Annotated in this window: 27 protein-coding genes; 8 read left to right on the top strand and 19 right to left on the bottom strand. The window is 65.2% G+C overall.

The features are described 5' to 3' along the window. Positions 1-2 precede the first annotated feature (2 nt). The 7 genes from cysT to cysG all read right to left on the bottom strand — a co-directional run bounded on the left by cysT (position 3) and on the right by cysG (position 6,718). A complete protein-coding gene (gene cysT, locus AAFG13_RS31020) occupies positions 3-809 on the bottom strand; it encodes a sulfate ABC transporter permease subunit CysT (RefSeq protein ID WP_212314365.1) in 807 nt (268 codons plus the stop codon). Positions 810-859: 50 nt separating this feature from the next. Next, a complete protein-coding gene (locus AAFG13_RS31015; protein WP_342709161.1) occupies positions 860-1,849 on the bottom strand; it encodes a sulfate ABC transporter substrate-binding protein in 990 nt (329 codons plus the stop codon). Between the two features lie 193 nt (positions 1,850-2,042). Continuing rightward, positions 2,043-2,771, bottom strand: coding sequence for a phosphoadenylyl-sulfate reductase (locus tag AAFG13_RS31010; protein ID WP_212314171.1), 729 nt, complete (start codon positions 2,769-2,771; stop codon positions 2,043-2,045). Continuing rightward, positions 2,768-3,283 (bottom strand): DUF934 domain-containing protein, encoded by a 516-nt coding sequence (locus AAFG13_RS31005; protein ID WP_212314173.1) that lies wholly within the window; start codon positions 3,281-3,283, stop codon positions 2,768-2,770. Before AAFG13_RS31005 ends, AAFG13_RS31010 begins: the two co-directional genes overlap by 4 nt. Then, positions 3,270-4,925 carry a nitrite/sulfite reductase gene (locus tag AAFG13_RS31000; protein ID WP_342709160.1) on the bottom strand — a complete coding sequence of 552 codons (1,656 nt, stop codon included), beginning with the start codon at positions 4,923-4,925 and terminating at the stop codon, positions 3,270-3,272. Before AAFG13_RS31000 ends, AAFG13_RS31005 begins: the two co-directional genes overlap by 14 nt. Before the next feature lie 27 nt (positions 4,926-4,952). Next, positions 4,953-5,270, bottom strand: a complete 318-nt coding sequence (locus AAFG13_RS30995; protein WP_342709159.1) for a DUF2849 domain-containing protein — start codon at positions 5,268-5,270, stop codon at positions 4,953-4,955. After that, entirely contained in the window at positions 5,267-6,718 is a 1,452-nt protein-coding gene (gene cysG, locus AAFG13_RS30990) for a siroheme synthase CysG (protein WP_342709158.1), read from the bottom strand. The genes AAFG13_RS30995 and cysG overlap by 4 nt, the downstream gene beginning before the upstream one ends. A 247-nt stretch (positions 6,719-6,965) precedes the next feature. Between cysG and cysD the strand changes: the two genes are divergently transcribed. Together cysD and cysC are read left to right on the top strand one after the other, a co-directional pair. Then, a complete protein-coding gene (gene cysD / locus AAFG13_RS30985; protein ID WP_212314177.1) occupies positions 6,966-7,760 on the top strand; it encodes a sulfate adenylyltransferase subunit CysD in 795 nt (264 codons plus the stop codon). Positions 7,761-7,784: 24 nt separating this feature from the next. Beyond that, positions 7,785-9,704, top strand: coding sequence for an adenylyl-sulfate kinase (cysC, locus tag AAFG13_RS30980; protein WP_342709157.1), 1,920 nt, complete (start codon positions 7,785-7,787; stop codon positions 9,702-9,704). A 129-nt stretch (positions 9,705-9,833) separates the two neighbouring features. Here the strand turns inward: cysC and AAFG13_RS30975 are convergent, their stop codons facing one another. Beyond that, positions 9,834-10,310, bottom strand: a complete 477-nt coding sequence (locus AAFG13_RS30975; protein WP_342709156.1) for an AraC family transcriptional regulator — start codon at positions 10,308-10,310, stop codon at positions 9,834-9,836. 63 nt (positions 10,311-10,373) lie between these two features. Between AAFG13_RS30975 and AAFG13_RS30970 the strand changes: the two genes are divergently transcribed. The 3 genes from AAFG13_RS30970 (at position 10,374) to AAFG13_RS30960 (ending at position 13,921) form a co-directional block, all read left to right on the top strand. Continuing rightward, positions 10,374-11,384, top strand: coding sequence for an MFS transporter (locus tag AAFG13_RS30970; RefSeq protein ID WP_249132005.1), 1,011 nt, complete (start codon positions 10,374-10,376; stop codon positions 11,382-11,384). Then, a complete protein-coding gene (locus AAFG13_RS30965) occupies positions 11,371-11,565 on the top strand; it encodes a hypothetical protein (protein ID WP_249132011.1) in 195 nt (64 codons plus the stop codon). The genes AAFG13_RS30970 and AAFG13_RS30965 overlap by 14 nt, the downstream gene beginning before the upstream one ends. A 193-nt stretch (positions 11,566-11,758) precedes the next feature. Beyond that, a complete protein-coding gene (locus AAFG13_RS30960) occupies positions 11,759-13,921 on the top strand; it encodes a malate synthase G (protein WP_342709155.1) in 2,163 nt (720 codons plus the stop codon). A 541-nt stretch (positions 13,922-14,462) separates the two neighbouring features. Here AAFG13_RS30960 and AAFG13_RS30955 read toward each other — a convergent pair. The 3 genes from AAFG13_RS30955 to AAFG13_RS30945 form a co-directional block, all read right to left on the bottom strand. Beyond that, positions 14,463-14,618 (bottom strand): Thivi_2564 family membrane protein, encoded by a 156-nt coding sequence (locus AAFG13_RS30955; RefSeq protein ID WP_061880958.1) that lies wholly within the window; start codon positions 14,616-14,618, stop codon positions 14,463-14,465. Positions 14,619-14,731: 113 nt separating this feature from the next. Then, the gene (locus AAFG13_RS30950; protein ID WP_342709154.1) at positions 14,732-15,361 is read right to left on the bottom strand and encodes a DUF2865 domain-containing protein; all 630 of its coding nucleotides are present in this window, start codon (positions 15,359-15,361) and stop codon (positions 14,732-14,734) included. Positions 15,362-15,386: 25 nt separating this feature from the next. After that, complete coding sequence (locus tag AAFG13_RS30945) at positions 15,387-16,208, bottom strand: L,D-transpeptidase (protein WP_342709153.1); 822 nt, start codon at positions 16,206-16,208, stop codon at positions 15,387-15,389. Positions 16,209-16,418: 210 nt separating this feature from the next. On the opposite strand from AAFG13_RS30945, the gene AAFG13_RS30940 reads away from it, so the two are divergent. The 3 genes from AAFG13_RS30940 (at position 16,419) to AAFG13_RS30930 (ending at position 18,550) form a co-directional block, all read left to right on the top strand. After that, complete coding sequence (locus AAFG13_RS30940) at positions 16,419-17,531, top strand: AI-2E family transporter (protein ID WP_212314187.1); 1,113 nt, start codon at positions 16,419-16,421, stop codon at positions 17,529-17,531. Positions 17,532-17,607: 76 nt separating this feature from the next. Then, positions 17,608-17,979, top strand: coding sequence for a DUF883 family protein (locus AAFG13_RS30935; RefSeq protein WP_212314189.1), 372 nt, complete (start codon positions 17,608-17,610; stop codon positions 17,977-17,979). 118 nt (positions 17,980-18,097) lie between these two features. Next, entirely contained in the window at positions 18,098-18,550 is a 453-nt protein-coding gene (locus AAFG13_RS30930; RefSeq protein ID WP_342709152.1) for a hypothetical protein, read from the top strand. Positions 18,551-18,725: 175 nt separating this feature from the next. Here the strand turns inward: AAFG13_RS30930 and AAFG13_RS30925 are convergent, their stop codons facing one another. The 8 genes from AAFG13_RS30925 to AAFG13_RS30890 all read right to left on the bottom strand — a co-directional run bounded on the left by AAFG13_RS30925 (position 18,726) and on the right by AAFG13_RS30890 (position 22,847). Beyond that, positions 18,726-19,121 (bottom strand): hypothetical protein, encoded by a 396-nt coding sequence (locus AAFG13_RS30925; RefSeq protein WP_212314193.1) that lies wholly within the window; start codon positions 19,119-19,121, stop codon positions 18,726-18,728. 342 nt (positions 19,122-19,463) lie between these two features. Then, the gene (locus tag AAFG13_RS30920; RefSeq protein WP_212314195.1) at positions 19,464-19,637 is read right to left on the bottom strand and encodes a hypothetical protein; all 174 of its coding nucleotides are present in this window, start codon (positions 19,635-19,637) and stop codon (positions 19,464-19,466) included. Positions 19,638-19,771: 134 nt separating this feature from the next. Then, the gene (locus AAFG13_RS30915; protein ID WP_212314197.1) at positions 19,772-19,951 is read right to left on the bottom strand and encodes a hypothetical protein; all 180 of its coding nucleotides are present in this window, start codon (positions 19,949-19,951) and stop codon (positions 19,772-19,774) included. 82 nt (positions 19,952-20,033) lie between these two features. Further along, positions 20,034-20,960, bottom strand: a complete 927-nt coding sequence (locus tag AAFG13_RS30910) for a DMT family transporter (protein ID WP_342709151.1) — start codon at positions 20,958-20,960, stop codon at positions 20,034-20,036. Between the two features lie 77 nt (positions 20,961-21,037). Beyond that, the gene (locus AAFG13_RS30905) at positions 21,038-21,718 is read right to left on the bottom strand and encodes a transglutaminase family protein (RefSeq protein ID WP_342709150.1); all 681 of its coding nucleotides are present in this window, start codon (positions 21,716-21,718) and stop codon (positions 21,038-21,040) included. A 71-nt stretch (positions 21,719-21,789) separates the two neighbouring features. Next, positions 21,790-22,011, bottom strand: a complete 222-nt coding sequence (locus AAFG13_RS30900; protein ID WP_092118943.1) for a hypothetical protein — start codon at positions 22,009-22,011, stop codon at positions 21,790-21,792. Positions 22,012-22,182: 171 nt separating this feature from the next. Then, a complete protein-coding gene (crcB, locus tag AAFG13_RS30895) occupies positions 22,183-22,569 on the bottom strand; it encodes a fluoride efflux transporter CrcB (protein ID WP_342709149.1) in 387 nt (128 codons plus the stop codon). Continuing rightward, on the bottom strand, positions 22,566-22,847 hold the full coding sequence (locus AAFG13_RS30890; protein WP_342709148.1) for a hypothetical protein: 282 nt from the start codon (positions 22,845-22,847) through the stop codon (positions 22,566-22,568). Before AAFG13_RS30890 ends, crcB begins: the two co-directional genes overlap by 4 nt. Positions 22,848-22,879: the final 32 nt, after the last annotated feature.

Below are 22,879 nucleotides of genomic sequence, written 5' to 3'. Positions count from 1 at the left end.
CCTCAATGCACGGGAATGCGGGCTTGCGCCCAGCGCTGCAGCCGGTTGATCAGGAAGATGATCAGGAACGAGGCCACCAGCATCACCACCGCGATCGCGGTGGCATCGGCGTAGCGGAATTCGGACAGCCGGATCACGATCAGGAGCGGCGCGATCTCGGAGACGTTGGGCAGGTTGCCCGCGATGAAGATCACCGAGCCGTATTCACCGATGGCGCGGGCAAAGGCGAGCGCAAAGCCGGTGAGCAGCGCCGGAATCAAACTCGGCAGGATGACGCGAAACACCGTGTGCCAGCGATTGGCGCCGAGACTCGCCGCCGCCTCCTCGATCTCGGGATCGAGATCGATCAGCACCGGCTGCACCGTGCGCACCACGAAGGGAATGCCGATGAAGACCATCGCGATAAAGATGCCGATTGGCGTGAACGCGACCTTGATGCCGAGCTCGGCGAGCGGCGCGCCGAGCCAGCCCTTCTGGGCAAACAGCTGCGTCAGCGCCACGCCTGCGACCGCCGTCGGCAAGGCAAACGGAATGTCGACGATGGCGTCGAACAGCCGCCGGCCCGGAAAACGGTAGCGCACCAGCGCCCAGACGATGATGGTGCCCATCACCAGATTGACGCAGGCGGCCGCAAACGAAAGCCCGAACGAAATCTTGAGGGCGTTCAGGGTGCGGCGGCTGGTGACGATGCCCCAGAACTGATCGAGGCTGAGCTCGAACGTCTTGAGGAACAGCGCGGCCAGCGGAATCAGGATGATAACGGAGAGCCATGTCAGGGTCAGTCCCATGGTGAGACCGAACCCCGGCAGGCTACTGCGCCTTGCAACCGCTGTGCTCACATATCCCCCTGAAATCTCGATCAGTTCTTGTAGATCTGATCGAAGATGCCGCCCTCGGCGAAGTGTTCCTTCTGCGCCTTGGTCCAACCACCAAAAACGTCGTCGATGGTGAAAAGTTCAACCTTGGCGAAGGATTTTTCGTACTCCTTGGCGATCTCGGGATCGCGCGGCCGGTAGGAGTTGCGCGCGGCGATCTCCTGGCCTTCCTTGGTGTACCAGTACTTCAGATAGGCTTCGGCGACCGCGCGGGTGCCCTTCTTGTCGGCAACCGTGTCGACGACGGCGACCGGCGGCTCGGCCAGGATCGACTGCGCCGGGGCCACGATCTCGAACTTGTCCGGACCGAATTCGCGCAGCGCCAGAAACGCTTCGTTCTCCCACGCGAGCAGCACGTCGCCGACACCACGCTCGACGAAGGTCACGGTCGAACCGCGCGCACCGGTGTCGAGCACCGGCACGTTCTGATAGAGATCGGCGACGAACTTCTTCGCCTTGTCGGCCGAACCGAGCTTCTTCTGCGCATGGCCCCAGGCGGCGAGGTAGTTCCAGCGCGCGCCGCCCGAGGTCTTCGGGTTCGGCGTGATCACGGCAACACCGGGCTTGATCAAATCGTCCCAATCCTTGATGCCCTTGGGATTGCCCTTGCGAACCAGGAACACGATGGTCGAGGTATAGGGCGAGGCGTTGAGCGGCAGCCGCTTCTGCCAGTCGGTGGCAATGAGACCCTTGCCCGCGATCGCGTCGATGTCATAGGCCAGCGCCAGCGTGACGATATCGGCCTGCAATCCGTCGATCACCGAGCGCGCCTGCGAGCCCGAGCCGCCATGCGACTGCTTGATCTCGACGCTCTTGCCGGTTTCCTTCTGATAGGCCGCGGCGAATGCCTTGTTGAAATCGACATAGAGCTCGCGCGTCGGATCGTAGGACACGTTGAGCAGCGAATAGTCGGCCGCGAAGGCCGAGCTCGCCCACAACAATCCCGCGACCAGCGGCAGCATACGACGGATCATTTCTGTCTCCATTCAACCTGAGAATGTCAGGGAACACGCAAGACATAACTCACGGTGAAGTGGCCCTAAGTCAACGAAACCGGTTTTCTTTGTTTTCAGCGGCGCAGCGCGCTTGTGCTACGAACTCGCCGCACCGCGAAGGCTTTGTCACGTCGCCAAATCGCGATGAACCATCGCGATCTGGCGCGGTGCCCTACGACATCTTCATCGTATGGATGCCGCATTCCGTCTTGGCCCGGCCCCGCCAGCGGCCGTCGCGTGCATCCTCGCCGGCTGCTGCCCGGCTCGAGCATGGCATACACCCGACCGACTGATATCCCGATGCGACAAGTGGATGCGGCGGCAGCTTGCCGAGCGTGTAGATCGCCTCGATCTCCTCGCGCGAGACGTTGGCGAACGGATTGAATTTCAGCCTGACGCCGTCGTCCTCGACGACCGGGATGTCGGCGCGGGCGCCGCCCTGGAAGCGCTTGCGGCCGTTGATCCAGCCGGCGAACGGCTTCAGTGCGCGCGCCAGGGGCTCCACCTTGCGGATGCGGCAGCAGGCGTCGGGATCGCTAAACCACAATTCGCGGTCCGGATCGAGACGCGACAGCGCCTGCTCGTCGGGCTTGATCGAGCGCACATCGGTGAGGCCGAGCGTCTTGATCAGCGTATCACGATAGGCCAGCGTCTCCTCGAACAGCCATCCGGTGTCGAGAAAGACCACCGGGATCGCCGGATCGACGTCCGCCATCACCTTGAGCAGCGCGGCGGACTCGGTGCCGAACGACGACACCAGCGCCAGCCTCTCGCGGCCGACCGTCTGCAATGCGGCCGCGATCACTTCGGCGGGCGACGCTTTGCGCAGCGCGCGATCGAGCGTATCGGCCGCGGGCAATGCGGCCGGCGCCGCTGCAAGCTCTGGTACAAGCGCGCTCACTGGCCGGCGCTCTCCGAGTGACGCAGCTGCATGCGGCGGTTGAGCGCGGTGACACGGCCGTCGCCGGTCGGCTGATAGAACACCGAATAGCGCTTCATCGTCTGGGCGAACGCATCGGCGTCAGCATCCTTCTTCACCTCGAAGGCGTCGAAGCCGGCGCGCGTCATGAACACAAACTGGTCGCGCAGGATCTGCCCGGTGGCGCGCAGCTCGCCGTCATAGCCGTAGCGTTCGCGCAGCAGGCGGGCCTGGCTGTAGGCGCGGCCGTCGCGGAAGGTCGGGAACACCAGCGCGACCGAGGCGAGGCGATCGAGATGCCGCACGAGTTCGTCGAGGTTGCGGTTGTTCGGCCAGATCACCCCCAGCTTGCCGGGGCGGCGCAGCAGCGCCTCCGGATCGGCGAGAAAGCGCTCGGCCGTCACCAGCACCGCGCCGTCGCCCGGCAGCTCGGCACCGTCGGCGACATGCACGAACAGATCGGTGGTCAGTCTTCCCTGCTTAACGAGTGGCATAGACGCGCTCCCTGATAGGCTCGACGCCCAGACGCTTCACCGTATCGACGAACAATTCCTCGGGACGGTCGCGCAGCGCGAGATAGGCTTCGACAATGTCTTCGATCACGTCGGCGACTTCCGCATAGGGAACGGCCGGGCCGATCAAGGTGCCCAACTGCGCGTTCTCGTCGGCGCGGCCGCCGATCGTGATCTGGTAGAACTCCTCACCGTTCTTCTCGACTCCGAGAATGCCGATGTGGCCGACATGGTGATGGCCGCAAGCATTGATGCAGCCGGAGATGTTGATGTGCAGCCGGCCGATCAGGTCGGCGGTGTCGTGGTTGGCGAAACGCCGCGTCAGCTCCTGCGCGATCGGGATCGAGCGCGCATTGGCCAGCGAGCAGTAATCCAGCCCCGGGCAGGCGATGATGTCGGTCACCAAATTGACGTTCGGCGTCGCGAGGCCGAGGCGGTCGAGCGCCTTGAACAGCGCCGGCAGGTCGCGCTTGGCGACGTGCGGCAGCGCCAGGTTCTGCTCGTGGCCGACGCGGATCTCGCTGAACGAATATTTATCGGCGAGGTCGGCGACCGCGTCCATCTGCTCGGCGGTGGCGTCGCCGGGCGGGCCACCGACCGGCTTCAGCGACAGCGTCACGATCGAATAGCCCTGCACCTTGTGCGCCGAGACCGAGTTCTTGCGCCAGCGCTCGAACAGCTTGTCATGCGCGGCCTGCTTCAGCTCGTCCGGCATGTGCGGCAGCTTTTCGTAGGCCGGGTAGGAGAAGCGCGAGCGCACCTCCTCGATGGCGGTGTGATCGAGCGTCAGCCCGACATCCCCCATCGCCTTCCACTCCTCGTCGACTTCCTTGGCGAACTTCTCGATACCGAGCTCGTGCACCAGGATCTTGATGCGCGCCTTGTAGATGTTGTCGCGGCGGCCGTACTGGTTGTAGACGCGCAGGATCGCCTCGATGTAGCTCAGGATATCGCGGCCGGAGACGAACGGCTTGATGGTCTTGGCGATGAACGGGGTGCGGCCGAGGCCGCCGCCGACCAGCACCTCGAAGCCGGTCTCGCCGTCGGCATTCTTGTGCAGGCGCAGGCCGATGTCGTGGATCTTGATGGCGGCGCGATCGTGCTCGGCGGCAGTGATCGCGATCTTGAACTTGCGCGGCAGGAACGAGAATTCCGGATGCAGCGTGGTGTGCTGGCGGATCAGCTCCGACCAGATCCGCGGATCCTCGATCTCGCCGGGCGCGACGCCGGCCCACTGGTCCGAGGTGACGTTGCGCATGTTGTTGCCGGAGGTCTGCATCGCATGGATGCCGACTTCGGCGAGATCGGCCAGCGCGTCGGGCAGCTCGGCGAGCTTGATCCAGTTGAACTGGATGTTCTGCCGCGTGGTGAAGTGGCCATAGCCGCGGTCGTAGCGGCGCGCGACATGGGCGAACCGGCGCAGCTGCTTCGACGACAGCGTGCCGTAAGGGATCGCGACGCGGAACATGTAGGCGTGCAGCTGCAAATACACGCCGTTCTGCAGACGCAGGATCTTGAATTCGTCCTCGGTGAGCTCGCCGGAAAGACGGCGCTTCACCTGATCGCGGAATTCCGAAACACGCTCGTTGATCAGCGTGCGGTCGAGTTCGTCATAAGCATACATGTTCGATGAGCCTTACGCCGGCGCGCCTTACGCGGGGACCTGGAGATCGATGGTGACGCCCTTGGCGCGGATATGTTCGCGGAGATTGCCCGGCTTGACCTTGCCGCCGTCCTTGAGTTCGACCGGCGCGATGTAGGGCCCGACCGCGCCGACGTCGTCGGCGGTGGCTTCGGCCAGCAGCGCGCGGGCCTCGTCAGACGTGGTCACGATCGCAGAGTCGGAGAGTTCGGTGGACCAGCCTTGCTCGGCGGTTCGGTACACCACGGCACCGTCCCAGGTCCGGTTGGCGGTCACCATCGAGGGGCCTGTGATCCTGATTTTCTTCTGTTCGAGCGGAGAGGTCATTCGGCAGCTTTCAGCAGTTCGGAGAACATCTGGTTGGAGAACAGTTGGGTGACGTTGGATCGGCTCCAGGGCGCGGAATGCGCGACCACGTCGCCGATGATGAGGACAGCAGGACCGCCATCGACCTGTTTGACCAGCTCGGGCAGCCGCGCCAGCGTGCCGACCGCGGCCTTGGCGTCCGGCCGCGTCACGCGCGCGAACACACCGACCGGCGTCTCCGGCGAGCGGCCCGCGGCGAGCATACCCTCGCGGATCGCGGGCGCCGCGGTCATGCCCATGTAGACAACGACGGTCATCTTGGTGTCGGTCAGCACCGACCAGTCGACGACTTCGGCATCGCGCGCCTTGTGCGCGGTCAGGAAGGTGATGCGCAGCGCCTCGTGCCGGAAGGTCAGCGGCACCTCGAATTGCGCGGCCGCGCCCAGACCGGCGGAGATGCCGGGAATAATGGAGTAGGCGACGCCGGCGTCGCGCAACGCCTCGATTTCCTCGCCGCCGCGACCGAACACAAAGGGATCGCCGCCCTTCAGCCGCACCGCGCGCTGGCCCGACTGCGCCGCCTCGATCATCAGGCGGTTGATGGCGTCCTGGCCGATGCCGGGCTTGCCGATGCGGCGACCGACCGGAATCCGCGCGGCATCGCGCCGGATGCGGTCGAGAATTTCTGGTGACACCAATTCGTCATAGAACACGACGTCGGCGTCCTGCAGCGCGCGCAGCGCCTTCACGGTGAGCAGATCCGGATCGCCCGGACCGGCGCCGACCAGCGTCACATGGCCAACAGCCTTGCCTTCCGTATCAGCGCCGGCGAATGAGGCGGGATCGCCGATCGCGTTCAGCGCGTGCTCGGCCTCGTCGTTGCGGCCGGCCAGCACCAGCGCGCCGATCGGACCGTCGACGATGCGCTCCCAGAAGCGGCGGCGCAGCGGAAATTCTTCAATCCGCGCATGCATCGGTTTGCGGAAGCGGCCGATGAAGCCGGCGAGATCGCCGATCCGCGCCGGCAGCACCGCCTCGATCTTCTCGCGGATGCGACGCGCTACGACCGGCGACGTGCCGCCGGTTCCGACCGCGACCACGACATCGCCGCGATCGACGATCGCAGGCATGATGAAGGTGGAGTGCACGAGGTCGTCCATCACGTTGACCGGCAGGCCAATCGCCTTGGCGCGCACCGACAACGCAACACCGACCTCGCCTGCGCCGGCGCAGAGCACGGCGATGACATCGGAGAGATCGGCTGCGAGCGGATCGCCTTCGGCGCGCTCGATGCGCGCGGCGTCCTCCGCCGCGATACCGGCGAGCTCATGATCGCCGTCGGTCGCGTACCAGCGAACCGCGGCGCCGGCAGCTGCGAGCAGCCGCAACTTGGCGCGCACGAGCTCGCCCGCTCCAACGAGCAGCACCTTGCCGCTTTGCAGATCCAGAAACACCGGCAGATATCGCATCAGACACTCGCTTCCCCAATTTGGGGGTTGACTGAAATTATTTTCTATTTATCTCTCGATCAAGCCCAGCAAAGAGAAAATTATTTCTTCTCTATTGCAGCGCAACTTTAGAATTTTCAACTCCACAGGCCAAGGCCAAGAGATGCATCTTCTCGACAACGAATCCGCTGCCGCCGGAACGCGCTCCGTAGCGCTTGGTAAAGCATCTTCCGTGCCGGGAATTTCGGCCCATCAGGCCGCCCCGACCATGGATCATCTCGATGAGCTGGAGGCCCAGAGCATCTATATTTTGCGCGAGGCGTTCGCCCGGCTGAAGAAGCTCGCGCTGCTGTGGTCGCTCGGCAAAGACTCCAACGTGATGATCTGGCTGGCGCGCAAGGCGTTCTTCGGCCGCGTCCCTTTCCCGGCGCTGCACGTCGACACCGGCAAGAAGTTTCCGGAGATGTATGCGTTCCGCGACCGCTTCGGAAAGGAATGGGATCTCGACCTGCGCGTCGAGCCCTGCCCGCCGATCGACAGCGTCGACCCGACCCTGCCGCCGGCCGCGCGCTCCGCCGCGCGCAAGACCGAGGGCCTGAAGCTCGCGCTCACTAAATACGGCTTTGACGGATTGATTGCCGGCATCCGCCGCGACGAGGAAGCAACGCGCGCCAAGGAGCGCGTATTCTCGCCGCGCGGCCTCGAAGGCGAATGGGACGTGCGCGACCAGCCGCCGGAATTCTGGGATCACTTCAACGCCTCGCCGCCGCAAGGCGCTCACTTACGCATCCATCCGATCCTGCATTGGACCGAAGCCGACATCTGGGCCTACACCAAGCGCGAAGGCATTCCGATCATCCCGCTCTATCTCGCCAAGGACGGCAAGCGCTATCGCTCGCTGGGGGATCAGGACATCACCAACCCGGTGGCTTCGACCGCATCCAGCATCGATGAAATCCTGGATGAGCTCGAGAACACCAAGATCCCGGAGCGCGCCGGCCGCGCGCTCGATCACGAAACCGAGGATGCGTTCGAGCGACTGCGTGTCGCCGGCTATCTCTGATCCCAGTTTGGCGTGAGTGCTCTGATGAACATGATTCTTCCCACCGCCTCGATCTCGGCGACCCCCAACGGCACCACACGTCCCCAGGTGCGCATCGTCATCGTCGGCCATGTCGACCACGGCAAGTCCACCCTGGTGGGCCGCCTGCTGCATGAGACCGGCAGCCTGCCGGACGGCAAGCTCGAGATGCTGAAGGCGGTCAGCGCGCGGCGCGGCATGCCGTTCGAATGGTCGTTCCTGCTCGACGCGCTGCAGACCGAGCGCGACCAGGGCATCACCATCGACACCACCCAGATCCGCTTCCGCACCCGCTCGCGCGACGTCGTGCTGATCGACGCGCCCGGCCATGCAGAGTTCTTGCGCAACATGATCACCGGCGCCTCGCAGGCCGACGGCGCGGTGTTGATCATCGACGCGCTCGAAGGCGTCCGCTCGCAGACGCGGCGGCACGGCTATCTCCTGCATCTGCTCGGCGTGAAGCAGGTCGCGGTCGTCGTCAACAAGATGGACCGGGTCGATTTCAGTGCCGATCGCTTCAAGGAGATCAGCGACGAGATTTCCGCGCATCTGATCGGTCTCGGCGTGACGCCGACCGCGGTGGTCCCGATCTCCGCGCGCGATGGCGACGGCGTTGCCGAACACACGCCGCGGATCGGATGGTACAAGGGCCCGACCGTGGTCGAGGCGCTCGATGCGCTCGAGCCGGCACCACAGCTGGCGGAGCTGCCGCTGCGGCTGCCGGTGCAGGCGATCTACAAATTCGACGACCGCCGCATCGTGGCAGGCCGCATCGAGTCCGGCAGCCTGAAGGCCGGCGACGAGATCGTCATCATGCCCACGGGCAAGATCGCGAAGATCAAGACGGTCGAGAGCTGGCCGGTGACGCCCGTGCACGGCCCGCAGGGCGCCGGGCGCTCGGTCGGCATCACGCTCGACCGCGAGCTGTTCCTCGAGCGCGGCGACGTCATCGGACATAGCGGGCAGAGCCCGCGCGATACCCGCCGCATCCGCGCGCGGATCTTCTGGCTGCACGACAAGCCGCTGACCACAGGCGAGCAGATCCTGATCCGGCTCGGCACCAGGGAAAGCCGCGCCACCGTGGTCGCGATCGAAAAGGCGATCGATCCCGGCGCGTTGTCCAACGAAGAGAATACCGCGATCGCGCGCAACCACGTCGGCGAGATCGACATCTCGCTGGCGCAGCCGGTTGCGACCGATCCCTACACCGACAATCCGCGCACCGGCCGCCTCGTGATCGAGGTCAACGGGCGCATCGCCGGCGGCGGCCTCGTGCTGTCGGTCGACGCTGGCCGGCCTGCGGTGCCGATCGACATCGTGCCGGTGGAATCCGCGCTGCGGCCGGACGAGCGCTCGGCGCGTTACCATCACAATGGCGCGGTGATCTGGCTGACCGGCCTGCCCGGCTCCGGCAAGTCGACCTTGGCGCGGGCGCTGGAACGGCGCCTGTTCGGCAATGGCGGCTCGCCAATCCTGCTCGATGGCGACACCTTCCGCGCCGGGCTGAACAGCGACCTCGGCTTCTCGCCGCAGGATCGCGCCGAAAACATCCGCCGCCTCGCCGAGGTCGCGACCCATCTGGCGCGCAACGGCCATATCGCCATCGTCGCCGCGGTCTCGCCGTCGACCGCCGACCGCGCGGCAGCCCGCCGCATCGCCGACAGCGCATTCCGCGAGGTCTATGTCGCCACGCCTGCCGAGGTCTGCGAGACCCGCGATCCCAAAGGCCACTACGCCAAGGCGCGCTCGGGCGGATTGCCGTCCTTTACCGGCATCACCAACGACTACCAGCCGCCGACCGGCAATGAACTGACCATCGACACCTCGAACCGCTCGGTCAGCGATGCCACCGACGCGATCGAGCGGATGCTGGCCACGACCGGCATCCTGTTCGACGAACTGACCGACCTCGCGGCGAATATCTGACCTTGCTCACCTGTCGTCGTCCGGCTCGACCGGACGACCCAGTATTCCAGAGACGCCGGTGCTCAAGCGGAGAGGCCGCGGCGTACTGGATGCCCCGCTTGAAGCGAGGCATGACGGCGGTGTGGATGCCTATTCCGCCGCGCGTTGACTTCCAGCTCCGTGCCGCACCATCCCCGGCGATTGCCCGGTGATACGCTTGAACGCGCGGCTGAAGGCCGCTTGCGACGCATAGCCCAGCCGTTGGGCGATCACATCGATCGGCTGGCGCTCGTCCCCGATCCACTGTGTCGCGAGGCGCATGCGCAGCTCGGCAAGGTAGCGCAACGGCGACTGCCCGGTCATTGACTGGAAGCGCTCGGCGAACAGCGACCGCGAGCAACCCGCCTCCGCCGCCAGTTCAGCAACGGTCCAGTTGCGGCCGGGAGCGCGATGCAGCGCGCCGATGGCGCGGCCGAGACGCGGATCGCGCAAGGCCTCGAACCAGCCCATGGCGTTGGCGCCGCCGCATTCGACCCAGCCGCGCACGATCGACGCGGCGAGAACATCGGCGAGCCGCGCCATCACGCCGACGGAGCCGGCCCGCGGCGTGCAGGTCTCGCGCTCCATCGCCTTCAGCATCGGTTCGATTTCCGGCTGGCGCACGAGCAACGTGTCGATGCCGTTGCGCTGATGCCGGGCGAAATCGCTCTCAAGGTTGGTGACGAGCCGCTCACGCCTGAGCCCGCCTGGGGCGCTGTCGTCGCAATGATGCTGGGTGTCACCGCACTTCTGACGGCGGAGTTCCTGCCGTCCGGTCTGTTGACGCCGATGGCGCGCGATCTCGGTGTGAGCCCGGGCCTCGCCGGTCAGGCCGTGACGGCGACCTCGCTGGCCGGCCTGGTCGGGGCGTTGTTCACGCCGAGGCTGACGCGCAGCTTCAATCGAAAGCCGGTGCTGCTGAGCTTTTCGATTCTCCTGGTCATCTCCAACCTGCTGGTGGCGCTGGCGCCGAGCATCACGTTCCTGCTGGCGGCGCGGATCGTGCTTGGCCTTGCCATTGGCGGCTTTTGGGCGATGGCGGCAGCCACGACGATCAGGCTGGTGCCGCCGTCGCTGGTTGCACGGGCCTTGTCGATCGTGATGAGCGGCATTCCCGCCGCGATGATCATTGCCGTTCCGCTCGGCAGCTATCTCGGCGAGGTGGCGAGCTGGCGCGTCGTGTTCCTGCTCGCGACGGCATTGGGCGCAGCGGTGTTCGTCGTCCAGGCGCTGGCTTTGCCGCGTCTGGCCCCGAAGGGTGAAGCCGGACTGGGCACCCTGGTCGACATCCTGACCCGGCCGGGGATCGGCGCCGGCATCTTCGCGGCTACGTTGGTGTTCACCGGACACTTCGGCTATTTCGGCTATATCCGTCCCTTCCTTGAAAGCGTGACCGGGCTTGGCGCGGCCGGCGTCGCAGCGACGTTGCTCGCTTTCGGCGTCGCCAACTATGTCGGCTCCTTCGCGAGCGGGCTGATGGCCGAGCGCAATCAAGCTTACGCTGATCGCGATGCCGCTGGCGATCAGCGTGCTCGGTCTGTTGCTCTCGGTCTACGGCAAGGACGTCATTCCCGCGCTGGTGCTGGTCGCACTCTGGGGATTTGCCTTCAGCGGCGTACCGGTGGCGACGACGACCTGGATCACCCGCATGGTGCCCGATGAGACCGAAAGCGGCACTGGCCTCACGGTAGCCTCGATCTTCCTCGGCATCACCATGGGCGCAGCCGGCGGCGGGCTGGTGCTCGATTTGATGGGCGCGGCGGCCGTGTTCGTGGCAGGCGCAATTCCCTTGTTGCTCGCCGCATTGCTGATCGCCACCAAGGTACGGACCAGGGCGCCGTAACGGCGTCCTTACGAGACTGGATCGGGCTTTAGAAATTCACGGCGGCTGCCGGTGCAGCGCCCGGGGGAAAGGGGCCTTCTCAGAGCCGTGGCTTTAGGGCAAAAAGGGCCATGAACGCCGCCGTTGGCGCGTTTTTTGCTGATTTCTTTCGAAAACAGCCCCTAAACGCCCCATTTCTTTGAGAAAGCCCATCATGACTCGTGTCGATGCCCATGGATTGAAGATCGCCCCTGTCCTGTTCGATTTCATCGCCAAGGAGGCGACGCCGAAAACCGGGATCGCGCCTGACGCGTTCTGGGCAGGACTCGCCACCATCATCCAGAAGCTCGGCCCGAAGAACCGCGAGCTGCTCGCGGTCCGCGACGCGCTGCAGGCCAAGATCGACGACTGGCATCGCGCCAACAAGGGCAAGGCGTTCGACATCAACGCCTACACCGCGTTCCTCAAGGACATCGGCTATCTGCTGCCAGAGCCCGCGACCCACAAGGTCGAGACGTCAAATGTCGACGAGGAAATCGGCAAGATCTGCGGCCCGCAGCTCGTGGTGCCGCTGACCAACGCCCGCTACGCGCTGAACGCCGCCAACGCGCGCTGGGGTTCGCTGTACGATGCCTTCTACGGCACCGACGCGATCCCGCATGATCCGAGCGAGAGTGGCAAGGGTTACAACAAGGCCCGCGGCGATAAGGTGATCGCGAAGGCCAAGGCGTTCCTCGATGCCGCTGTGCCGCTCGCGACCGGAAGCCACACCGACGTGACCTCCTACGGCGTGATCGCGGGCCAGCTCTCGGTCAAGCTGAAGAGCGGCAATTCGACCGCGCTGAAGAACGCCGCCCAGTTCGCCGGCTATCTGGGCAACGCCGCCCAGCCCTCGGCGATCCTGCTCGTCAACAACGGCATGCATGTCGAGCTCAAGATCGACCGCAACAACTTCATCGGCAAGGACGATCCGGCCGGCGTCGCCGACATGATCCTGGAGTCGGCGGTCTCCACCATTCTCGACATGGAAGACTCGGTTGCCGCCGTCGACGCCGAGGACAAGGTGCTGGTCTATCGCAACACGCTCGGCCTGATGAACGGCACGCTGTCGGCCGATTTCGACAAGGGCGGCAAGACGCTGACGCGTTCGCTCAATGCCGACCGCGTCTACAAGAAGCCCGACGGCAGCGAGCTGAAGCTGCACGGCCGCAGCCTGCTGTTGATGCGCAATGTCGGCCACCACATGTTCACCGACGCGGTGCTCGACGCCAAGGGCGAGGAGATCCCCGAAGGCCTGCTGGACGCCGCGGTCGCCGGCCTGCTCGCGATCCACGACCTCAAGGGCAATTCCAAGGTCAGGAACAGCCGCACCGGCTCGGCCTATATCGTCAAGCCGAAGATGCACGGCCCCGACGAGGTGACGCTGACCTGCGACCTGTTCGCCGAGGTCGAGAAGATGCTCGGCCTGCCGGAGAACACGCTGAAGGTCGGCATCATGGACGAGGAGCGCCGCACCACGGTCAACCTCAAGGCCTGCATCCAGCGCGCCTCCAAGCGCATCATGTTCATCAACACCGGCTTCCTCGACCGCACCGGCGACGAGATCCACACCTCGATGGAAGCGGGTCCGATGATCCGCAAGAACGACATGAAGGCGCAGCCGTGGATCAAGGCCTATGAGGACTGGAACGTCGACAACGGCCTGATCGACGGCCTGCCCGGCCACGCCCAGATCGGCAAGGGCATGTGGGCGGCGCCCGACAAGATGGCCGACATGCTAACGCAGAAGATCGGCCATCCGCAGGCCGGCGCCACCACCGCCTGGGTGCCGTCGCCGACCGCGGCCACGCTGCACGCCCTGCACTATCACCAGGTCAACGTGATCGCCCGGCAGCAGGAGCTCGCCAAGGGCGGGCCGCGTGCAAAACTCTCCGACATCCTCACCATTCCGGTGTCGCAGTCGAACTGGGCGCCGGACGATGTGAAGCAGGAGATCGACAACAATTGCCAAGGCATCCTGGGCTACGTCGTGCGCTGGATCGACCAGGGCGTCGGCTGCTCCAAGGTGCCCGACATCCACGATGTCGGCCTGATGGAAGACCGCGCAACGCTGCGCATCTCGAGCCAGCATCTGGCGAACTGGCTGCATCAGGGCGTCATCACCAAGGATCAGGTGATGGAATCGCTGAAGCGCATGGCTGCCGTCGTCGACAAGCAGAACGCCGGCGATGCGCTCTACAAGCCGATGGCGCCAGCGTTCGACGGCGTCGCCTTCAAGGCGGCCTGCGACCTCGTGTTCGAAGGACGTACGCAGCCGAACGGCTATACCGAATACATCCTCACCGCACGCCGCCGCGAGGCCAAGGCCGCGGGTTGATCCGCAGGTCCCAACGACAAGCAAAAGCCCCGGCGATGAGCCGGGGCTTTTTTGTTGGCGCCACAGGCGGCGCTAGAGGAGCCGGATGCAATAGCCTGCCGCCGCAGGGGCGCATTGCCAAATATCGAAAACAACCCCATGCAAAGTAGCCGGTGGCTGCCGGCGGATACGGCAACTTGACTCGTCGGGCAAATCAGCGATATTCTTCTATTATTCAGAAATCCTGCGGACACCCCTCGCAGCGTCATCACCCGCGAAAGCATGCGCGGGTGATCCAGTATTCCAGAGACGTCCGTGCTTGAATCGAGGAGCCGCGGCGTACTGGATCGCCCGGTCGAGCCGGGCGATGACAGTGGTGGACGAGGGTATGCGCCTTGTTTCGCGGCTGAACTGTAGACCCTCATGGTGCTGCATCGACGTTGTTGCGAGGAGTGAAGCGACGAAGCAATCCATTGCTCCACTCGCGCGGTGAGATGGATTGCTTCGCGGAGCCTGTCATCGGGCGCGCGTTCGCGCGACCCGGTGGCTCGCAATTGCGAGTCTAGAACACGGCCAAATATTTCAGCAGCGAGACGATGCCGATGATGATGACGACGACGCGCGCGATCTGCTTGGCGCGGCCGTCGAGCGGCAGCATGTTGATGAGATAAAGAACGAGAATAACGACAAGGAAGGTGACGAGTACGCCGACGAGCATGCGGGGCCCCCTGATGGCATCGGTGAATGTGCTATTCGCCCGTTGCTAACGTGCGAGAGCAAGGCCGGTTCCAGCGAACGGAACCGAAAGTGGCCGGTCTCGCGTGAGCGACGCTATTCGCGCGCCAGCACCGGCGCGCGCTGATACTTGGCGCGGATGCGATCCGGCGCCGGCGTGAAATTGAGAGATGCCCCGCGCCGGTCCGGGCGGCCGACCGACATCAACCCATCCTTGCCGGCGACGATGTCGCCCTTGCGCAAGGTCGGATCGTCCTCGATCTTCACCGCGGCGAGTCCGACGGGGTCCTTGCCGTTGCAGGTGCAGCCCGAAACGATCTCGTCGCGATAGCGAAATGCGTTCGGCAGCTCGGAATACGGCTTGCCGTCGTCGGTTGCGGCGTTGTCGATGTTGCCGCCATAGACCACTTCGGTCGTGCTCGCCGGGCAGAAGCTGTTGCAGCTCTCCGCCTTGCTCTGATTGCCGGTCGCAGCCAGCGGGAAATAGCGGCCGTCGCAGGTGCGCACGCAATAAGCCTGGCCGCCGTCATAGCGCGCGCGACGCTCGGCCCGCGGCATGGGCGCCGGGCCGTCATCGAACGGCATCCGGATCACCGGCGGGCGGCCCTGCATGAAGCCGCCGAACAGTTGCGAGAAGAAATCCTGGGCTTGCGCCGCGGGCGCAAGGGACAGGCCGAGCACTGCCGCCGTCCCGAACGCCCACCGCCTGGAATATCGCTTCACCATCGCCGACCCCTCGCTACGGCACTCCTCAGTACAACGAGGAAGTCGCCGGGATGTTCAACGCCTGACGGCCGGAAGGCAGCGTCATCACCGCGGGTCGCGGCTGCATCGGCGCCGGCCGGACCGAGATCTGCGTCGTGCTCGGGCCGAGCTCGCGCGCGGCGATATGCGGCCCGTTCTTCGGCAGCACCACGACTTTGGTCCCGACATTGACGCGGTTGAACAGGTCGGTGACGTCCTCGTTGGTCAGGCGGATGCAGCCCGACGACACGAACTTGCCGATGGTGGACGGATCGTTGGTGCCGTGGATGCGGTACTCGCTGGAGCCGAGATACATCGCGCGGGCGCCGAGCGGGTTACCCGGGCCGCCGGCCATGAAACGCGGCAGATAGGGCTGGCGCTTGATCATCTCGGCCGGCGGATGCCAGTCCGGCCATTCCGCCTTGTTACTGATGGTCTGGGTGCCCGCCCAAGTGAAGCCCTCGCGGCCGACGCCGACGCCGTAACGGATCGCCCGGCCAGCGCCGAGCACGTAATAGAGCGCGGTGTTGCCGGTATCGATGATGACGGTGCCGGGCGGCTCCGACGTGTTGAGCGCGACGGTGGCGCGGCGCAGCCGCTCCGGCAGCGCGCCGTCCTCGGTCGAGGGATCGTTCATCACCTCGTCGGAGGGGAATGCGCCCGGCTGCGTCGACGCATAGCCCAGCGCAGAGGAGCGCACTTGGGCGCTCGCCGAATTGGCGACAATGAATGGCGTCGCGAGCAGGACGCTGGCGAAAGCAAAGGTGCGGACGAGGGTGCGCGCGGCGCGCGACGCAAGCCGGCGGCTGGAGAGAGACTGCTGTGTCATGTGCTGCCCCTGGACGGGATGCGCATCAAGGTGATGCGATGCCCAACCAACGCGCGTAGCCGTGAGACAGTTCCGCTGCGAATCGTCGCAAAGCCGCGATTGTCAACCCGCCACGTCTCACGAGCGCGCGATGGAACCTTTGCCGGGGCACGGCCGTTGTCGTGCGTAATTTGACGCGAAATTCATTTGTCCCCGTTCGGGAGGAGTCTGGTGCGCGCCTTTCCGGGTGAACGTATGCTTGGCAACGCGCCCGAAGGCACGCCCCTCCCCGACAGCAAAGCCGAAACGCCGCCGATGATCAGCCGCGCCGAGGCCGTCGCCTTCGCGCTGGTCGCACTGCTGGTGATCGTCATCGTCGGGGTGCTCTATCTCGCACGGGCCTTCTTCCTTCCGATCACCATGGCCTTCATCGTCGGCACCATGCTGTCGCCGGCGGCGAGCCTGCTCGAGCGCTACCGGATCCCGCGCGCGCTCGGCGCCATGCTGATCGTGGTCGCGGTCGGCGCCGCCGTCGCCTTCATGGTCGGACTGATCGCCTCGCCTGTCATGGAATGGAGCTCGCGGCTGCCCGAGCTCGGCGCGATCCTGAAGGAGAAGCTGCATGTGTTCGACCGGCCGCTTGCGCTGTGGCGGGAGCTGCAGAGCATGGTCGGCGCCCCCGACACGCTCGCCAACCTCCAGCTGCCGAAATTCGAATGGGTGCAGCCGACGCTGGAATTCGTGTCGCCGACCTTCGCCGAATTCCTGCTGTTCATCGCGACCCTGATCCTGTTCATCGCAAGCTGGAAGGATCTGCGCCGCGGGCTGGTGATGACCTTCAGCGACCGCGCGGCACGATTGCGCACGCTGCGTATCCTCAACGAGGTCGAGACCAATCTCGGCAATTATCTGCTGACGGTGACGATGATCAATGTCGGCATCGGCATCGTCACCGGTGCGATCTGCGCGGCGACGGGAATGCCGAACCCGGCGGGGCTCGGCGCGCTCGCCGCGACGCTGAACTTTATTCCGATCATCGGGCCGGTCGCGATGTTCGTGGTGCTGGTTGTGGTCGGCATCATCACCTCGCCGACCATCGGCGCCGGGCTGCTCGCGCCGGCGTGTTTTGCCGTCGTGACCTTCATGGAAGGGCATTTCGTGACGCCGACGATCGTCGGCCGCAGGCTGTCGCTGAATGCGCTCGCGGTTTTTCTCGCGCTCGCATTCTGGACCTGGCTGTGGGGCCCGATGGGCGCCTTCCTGTCGTCGCCGCTGCTGATCGTGGCGTTGATCGTCAAGGAGCATTTGATGCCGGTCAATTCGCCGCAGCTGCCCGAGGACTAACCTCGCTTTCGCATCTGGAACCTTGCGAGGTGCGAAGCGTTTTTCTCCGAACAGGCACGTTCTCCGGGAGCTTTCGATGTCGAGCACGGACAGCACATTTGGGATCAAGAACATGACGGACAAAGCGACCTACGAACGCCTCGAAAAGGATGTCACTGCCGTGAAGAACGATATTGCAGCCCTCACCGAACAGATCACCGACGCGCTCAACTCGTTTGCCAACAACGCAGGCAAGCAGGCCCGCCGCCGCTACAAGGATGTGCGCGCCAACGCGGAATCGACGCTCGACGACATGTCGGAGCGCGGCAGCGCGATGATGGGCGCGGCGCAGGATGCGGCATCCTCGATCGAGGAATCGCTGGAAGAGGTGATCACGCAGCGGCCGCTGGCGACCGTCGGCCTTGCGCTCGGCCTCGGCTTTTTGATCGGCGTCACTTGGCGGCGCTAGGTCATGCGCAAACCACCGTTCTGGACGCGATGGCAGCGCTGGCGCGTCGCCGCCTCGTTTGTCGACGCGCTTTTCAAGGCAAGGCTCAAAGCAGGGCTTTACAGGACAAGGCTGGTCAATGCTTCAGCGGCTGATCGATGACGTCAAGCAGTCCACCGGCAGCGCGCTGCGGCTGACCTCGCTCGCGGCCGCCGCCGCGATCGCGTTGTTCATCACCATCGCGTTCCTGTGCGCCGCCGCCTTCGTCTATGTGCTGCAGCACTATGGTCCGGTGGAAGCGTGCCTGTCCGGCGCCGCGGTGTTCCTCGTCGTCACGCTGATCGCGATTGCCGTTTACATGGCGCGCAAGCGAGAGATGCGCCTCCGCGCGGAGAAAGCGGCCAGGGCTGCGAAATCGGCCGCGGCGACAATGCTCGCCGACCCCGCACTGATCGCCACCGGCCTGCAGATCGTGCGAGCCATCGGCGTGAAGCGGCTGATCCCGATCCTGGCGGTCGGCGGCCTCGCGCTCGGCCTGATGGCAAGCCGCAGCGCCGCTGGCAGCAGCAGCGAGCCGGACGAAGCGGAATAGCCTGCGTTGCCCGGCAAGGTGCAAACCGCAACCAACGATGTCATCGCCCGGCTTGACCGGGCGATCCAGTATTCCAGAGACGATTGTGATTGAGCCGATGGCCGCGGCGTACTGGATCGCCCGGTCAAGCCGGGCGGTGACGCCGTCGATATTGGACCGACTGCGCGCCCCCTGCTCAGGTCACGCAGCGGCCGGGCTGCAGCAGCTTGGCCACTTCGGTCAGGACGCTGACCACGGGCTCGCAGGCCACCTTACGGGTGTCGCCGGGCCGCGCACGCGCCGGCGCTGCGAGGGGGTGATTGCGGGCCTCTTCCCGCGCCACGGGAACACGGACCAGGACCGACGTATCGGGAAGCCGATCAACCCTCAGCGCGACGGTCCGGCTCGGCAAGCCGGTCATCGGAACCGCGGCACGGTCGGTCTTGGCGGCGCGATTGACCGCGCTCTCCGGCGCCAATTGGGTGGTGACCTGCTGTCCGCCAATGAGATCGTGGCCGGACGCCAGCTGGACCGCGCCCAGCGTCAATCCAGCCGCCAACGCAGCGAAAATTCCCTTTTGAATCTTTGACATGGTGATGTCCCTCGCCCCATGGAAATTCCCGTTGGCGATCACGGACACAACGCGAGCGAAACCTGTGGGGTTCTCGCGTCCAGCCATCACTTAACCGTGTACGAAAAAATTTTGATTCGCGCGGAACGAGTCCGGGGGTCTGCGAGTCATTGGAAGAGCCGGTTATTCCCCCTGCCCCATTGACCGGCGACGTAGGGCGCGACCGTGGTGATGCCGGTCGCGCCCTGCTCTTTTTTCGGCCGTGCCGCGAACGATGCGTCAGCCGGCCTGTCACTCAGCCGTCGCAATTGAAGCCCGGCGCTGAAGGAGCGGTCCTTCCGCCAAGCGAGAGGACCGTCTGCATCAGGCACTATCGTTTGATGGCATGTCCTGGGATCGAACGACCGTCACTTCACGGCAGGACAGGCAACGACCGACGTGAAACTTGATTCCAGTCGTCTGGTCGTCGACGAGCATCAATTCGCTCAAGGGCTCGCCGCATTTGCAAGTGACCGTTTTCTTATCGGCAAAATACATCTGACGTCCTCCATAAGCCTGGAGATTTCATCGCGTCATTCGGGCGAACTCGCTTGCGCCCGCCCCCCTCGCTTCGGCTCCTTCTCGGTCTGTCAGATCCGTGCAATCCGGACGATGGATGTGGCTCACTGCGCTTATTTTGCAGCGGATGGCTTCCGTGATTCCGCGGCTTCACGCGCCTGCCGCTCGGCCTTGAGGCGGTGGAAGTTGTTGTAGAACGCCTTCTCGTGGGCGAGGTGCTCCTTCATCGCCTGCGATGCGTCTTGCTGACGCTGCTCGCTACGAACCTTGCGCTGCTGGGGAGTAAGATTCATACGACCTCCAACTAAGTTCTTGAATCAACGCTGGATTCAACGCACGAGGCTGGAAAAGGTTGCACCCCGGAAGGAGCTGGATCTATTTGCGCAGGCTCGCCCAGACGCCGCCGAGGATCAGCAAGCCGCCAACCAGGTGGATCAGCTTCGGCGGCTCGCCAAGGATGATCCAGGACAACAGTGCGCTCGCGATCGGCGCGACATAGAGCACGAGCGACGTCCGCACCGACCCGAACCGTGCGCCGAGCCAGGCGAAGCCGGCATAGGCGATCAGGCCCGGCACGAGACCGGCGAACACATAGGCCTCGAACGCCCGGGCGTTGAAGACCGCAGCCGGCGTGGCCCACATTTCCTGGAGCGCCGGCGGCAGCGAGCACAGCGCGCCGGCCGCCGAGAACAGGCTGACCCGCGCCAGCAGCGAGGCGCGCGGCGCGACGCGCGATTGCACCAGCGTGTAGCCGGACCAGCCGAGCATCGCGCACACCACCAGGAGATCGCCCCAGGCCGCGCTCGATTGCATCAGCGTTTCCAGATGGCCGCCCGAGACGATCAAAAGCGCGCCGGCGAGCGCCAGCGCCGTGCCCAGCCATTGCAGCGGACCGATATGCTCGATGCCGAGCGCGGCTGAAATCAACAGCACCATGATCGGTGACAGCGCGAAGATCAGTGCGATATGGATCGCGGTGGTGGTGATGCCGGCGATGTAGACCGGGCCGCCGCACAGGAACATGCCGAGGAAGCCCGCGGCGAGGATCGGCCAGAAATTCTGCGCCAGCGGGATCTTGCCATCCCTCACGGCCGCGATCGCAAACGGCGCGAGGCCGATGGCGATGATGCTCCAGCGGAAGAAGGCCAGCGAGAACGGCGGCACCGAGCCGGCCAGGCCGCGCGCCAGCACCTGATTGGAGGCCTGCCCGACCGCGACCAGGATGAATCCGGTCAGCGCGACCGCGTCCTCCCAGCCCGTGACCGGGCGGCTCACTGACCCTTTCGGCAGTTCCGCATCCATGACACCGCCCCTTCAGCCTGCGCACGTTCACCCAGGACGGCTTCCGTCAGCGCGCCGCTTGCCGCGGCACGCCCGCGCTATTGCTCCGCCGCCTCGCGTTCCATGTCGCGGCCGGACATGTCCTCGCCCTGCATGTTGGCGTATTCGCGCGCCATCTCGCGCATCAGGAATTTGGCGGGGACGTCGTGATAGGTGCCGTGGTCGTTGACATATTGCATGTAGGCGCGCCCTGCGCCGTCGAAGGGGTGCAGCAGCGCATCTGAATGGCCGTCGAAATCGAGCGGCTGGACGCCGAGCTTGGCGCACAGCGTGTCGTTGAAGGTCGGGGTCGCCTTGCGCCAGGCGCCGTCGACGAACACTTCGGTGAAGCCGTGCCAGGTGAACAGGTCCGAGCCCATGCTCTGGCGCAGCTTCTCGGTGGTGAGATGGTTGCGGACGTCGGCGAAGCCGAGCCGGGCCGGGATGCCGTTGACCCGGCAGGCCGCGGCATAGAGCGCCGCCTTGCCGACGCAGTAGCCATTGCCGGCGGCGAGCACGCTGGAGGCCCGGTAGCTCTCGGGCGAACGCATGCTGACATAGGGGTTGTAGCGGATGCCGTCGCGCACCGCGGTGTAGAGCCGGCTCGCTATGTCGCGGGCGCCGGCGTCGGCGGGGACGGCAGCGCGGGCGAACGCCTCGACGGCGGGATGGTCGCTGTCGACATATTCGCCTGCTACGGTGTAGAGGCGGCTGATCGTATCGGGGAGATGCTCGGTCATGGCGCAAGCTTAGCAAGCCATGTGCGCAGTTCAATGCGGCCGATGCAGCCCTTCTTGCAGTCCTGCCCCGCTTAGTTCCTGAAGCGTTCGTCCCATTGCGGCGGCCGGTAGCTGCGCCGCTTCGCCTTGAAATATTCGCGTGCGAAATGGATGCCGATCCCGATCAGGAACGGTGGCGCGAGCGCGGCGGCGATCATCAGTGCGGTGATCGACTTCGGCGTCAGGATGTCCAGCACCATCGACGCCAGCAGCCACAGCGTGGCAGCAATCACCGCGACGTCGACATGCTTCATTCCCCAGTCTTTCCCTTGATCCCTGACCACAATCCGGGTTCCATCCTACCGGCTGGCCCCGGGCGCGCCAAGGATTCCGGCGGCAGACGATACCTCCAGCCCTTCACTTTTTTGGAACGGCGCCCGCACGAACCGGACGACGAGCCCGCACACCGGCCGCCATTCAAGCGATCAAGCCGCGAACGCCCGCACCAGCAGCAGGCCGGCGAACAGCGCGAGGATCGAGAGCGCAACGGAGGCCGCGACGTAGGCAGCGGCCGGCCATAGCTCGCCCCGCTGCATCAGCACGATCGCATCGAGCGAGAAGGTCGAGAAGGTGGTGAAGCCGCCGCAGATGCCGACGGTGAGAAACACCCGCACCGCCTGGCTGACATTCCAGCTCAGCGCAAAGGACTCCGCGAAGACGCCGATCAGGAACGAGCCCACGATATTGATCACCAGCGTGCCCCATGGAAAATCGGTGCCGACCAGGCGCCCCGCGCCGATCGCCACCAGATAGCGTGCGACCGATCCCAGCGAACCGCCGATCGCGACCGCCGCCAACAACTGAACGTTCAAGATTCTGCCTTTCCGGAGCACGATGACCTGTCATCGTGCTCTGCTTCAAGTTTGGGCATGATCTCCGCGCAAACGCTTCGCGTTTGTCGCTGGGAAAACCGGCATCCACTTTTCCGGATCATGCCGCGCCACTCGGCGACGCCTGTCACAAGCCCAACAACAAAGGTCGCGGCGACCAGCTCGCCCGGGGCGCCGACCAGCAGGGCGACGACACCAACGAGCCAGATCGACCCGACCAGCGACAATGCGATTGAGAGTGAACCAGGAAGACCCGTCATGCTCTGCCCCTTCTCATTCGCGGGGCGCGCGC

This window comes from Bradyrhizobium sp. B124 (assembly GCF_038967635.1).
Lineage (GTDB): Bacteria > Pseudomonadota > Alphaproteobacteria > Rhizobiales > Xanthobacteraceae > Bradyrhizobium.
Note: the sequence above shows the minus strand (reverse complement) of the source record. Positions and strands in the feature narration are given on the sequence as shown.

Excerpts from the sequence above, each read along its gene's own strand:
- AAFG13_RS30900 (WP_092118943.1), bottom strand. The coding sequence starts at position 22,011 with ATGAAGCATGTCGACGTCGCGGTGATTGCTGCCACGCTGTGGCTGCTG.
- AAFG13_RS30960 (WP_342709155.1), top strand. The coding sequence starts at position 11,759 with ATGACTCGTGTCGATGCCCATGGATTGAAGATCGCCCCTGTCCTGTTC.
- AAFG13_RS30930 (WP_342709152.1), top strand. The coding sequence starts at position 18,098 with ATGCTTCAGCGGCTGATCGATGACGTCAAGCAGTCCACCGGCAGCGCG.
- AAFG13_RS30915 (WP_212314197.1), bottom strand. The coding sequence starts at position 19,951 with ATGAATCTTACTCCCCAGCAGCGCAAGGTTCGTAGCGAGCAGCGTCAG.
- AAFG13_RS30995 (WP_342709159.1), bottom strand. The coding sequence starts at position 5,270 with ATGACCTCTCCGCTCGAACAGAAGAAAATCAGGATCACAGGCCCCTCG.
- AAFG13_RS31005 (WP_212314173.1), bottom strand. The coding sequence starts at position 3,283 with ATGCCACTCGTTAAGCAGGGAAGACTGACCACCGATCTGTTCGTGCAT.
- AAFG13_RS30965 (WP_249132011.1), top strand. The coding sequence starts at position 11,371 with ATGGTGCCCGATGAGACCGAAAGCGGCACTGGCCTCACGGTAGCCTCG.
- AAFG13_RS30950 (WP_342709154.1), bottom strand. The coding sequence starts at position 15,361 with ATGGTGAAGCGATATTCCAGGCGGTGGGCGTTCGGGACGGCGGCAGTG.
- AAFG13_RS30945 (WP_342709153.1), bottom strand. The coding sequence starts at position 16,208 with ATGACACAGCAGTCTCTCTCCAGCCGCCGGCTTGCGTCGCGCGCCGCG.
- AAFG13_RS30975 (WP_342709156.1), bottom strand. The coding sequence starts at position 10,310 with ATGGAGCGCGAGACCTGCACGCCGCGGGCCGGCTCCGTCGGCGTGATG.
- cysC (WP_342709157.1), top strand. The coding sequence starts at position 7,785 with ATGAACATGATTCTTCCCACCGCCTCGATCTCGGCGACCCCCAACGGC.
- AAFG13_RS30955 (WP_061880958.1), bottom strand. The coding sequence starts at position 14,618 with ATGCTCGTCGGCGTACTCGTCACCTTCCTTGTCGTTATTCTCGTTCTT.
- AAFG13_RS30890 (WP_342709148.1), bottom strand. The coding sequence starts at position 22,847 with ATGACGGGTCTTCCTGGTTCACTCTCAATCGCATTGTCGCTGGTCGGG.
- AAFG13_RS30920 (WP_212314195.1), bottom strand. The coding sequence starts at position 19,637 with ATGTATTTTGCCGATAAGAAAACGGTCACTTGCAAATGCGGCGAGCCC.
- AAFG13_RS31015 (WP_342709161.1), bottom strand. The coding sequence starts at position 1,849 with ATGATCCGTCGTATGCTGCCGCTGGTCGCGGGATTGTTGTGGGCGAGC.
- cysD (WP_212314177.1), top strand. The coding sequence starts at position 6,966 with ATGGATCATCTCGATGAGCTGGAGGCCCAGAGCATCTATATTTTGCGC.
- AAFG13_RS30935 (WP_212314189.1), top strand. The coding sequence starts at position 17,608 with ATGTCGAGCACGGACAGCACATTTGGGATCAAGAACATGACGGACAAA.
- AAFG13_RS30970 (WP_249132005.1), top strand. The coding sequence starts at position 10,374 with ATGCCGGGCGAAATCGCTCTCAAGGTTGGTGACGAGCCGCTCACGCCT.
- AAFG13_RS30910 (WP_342709151.1), bottom strand. The coding sequence starts at position 20,960 with ATGGATGCGGAACTGCCGAAAGGGTCAGTGAGCCGCCCGGTCACGGGC.
- AAFG13_RS31000 (WP_342709160.1), bottom strand. The coding sequence starts at position 4,925 with ATGTATGCTTATGACGAACTCGACCGCACGCTGATCAACGAGCGTGTT.
- cysG (WP_342709158.1), bottom strand. The coding sequence starts at position 6,718 with ATGCGATATCTGCCGGTGTTTCTGGATCTGCAAAGCGGCAAGGTGCTG.
- AAFG13_RS30905 (WP_342709150.1), bottom strand. The coding sequence starts at position 21,718 with ATGACCGAGCATCTCCCCGATACGATCAGCCGCCTCTACACCGTAGCA.
- AAFG13_RS30925 (WP_212314193.1), bottom strand. The coding sequence starts at position 19,121 with ATGTCAAAGATTCAAAAGGGAATTTTCGCTGCGTTGGCGGCTGGATTG.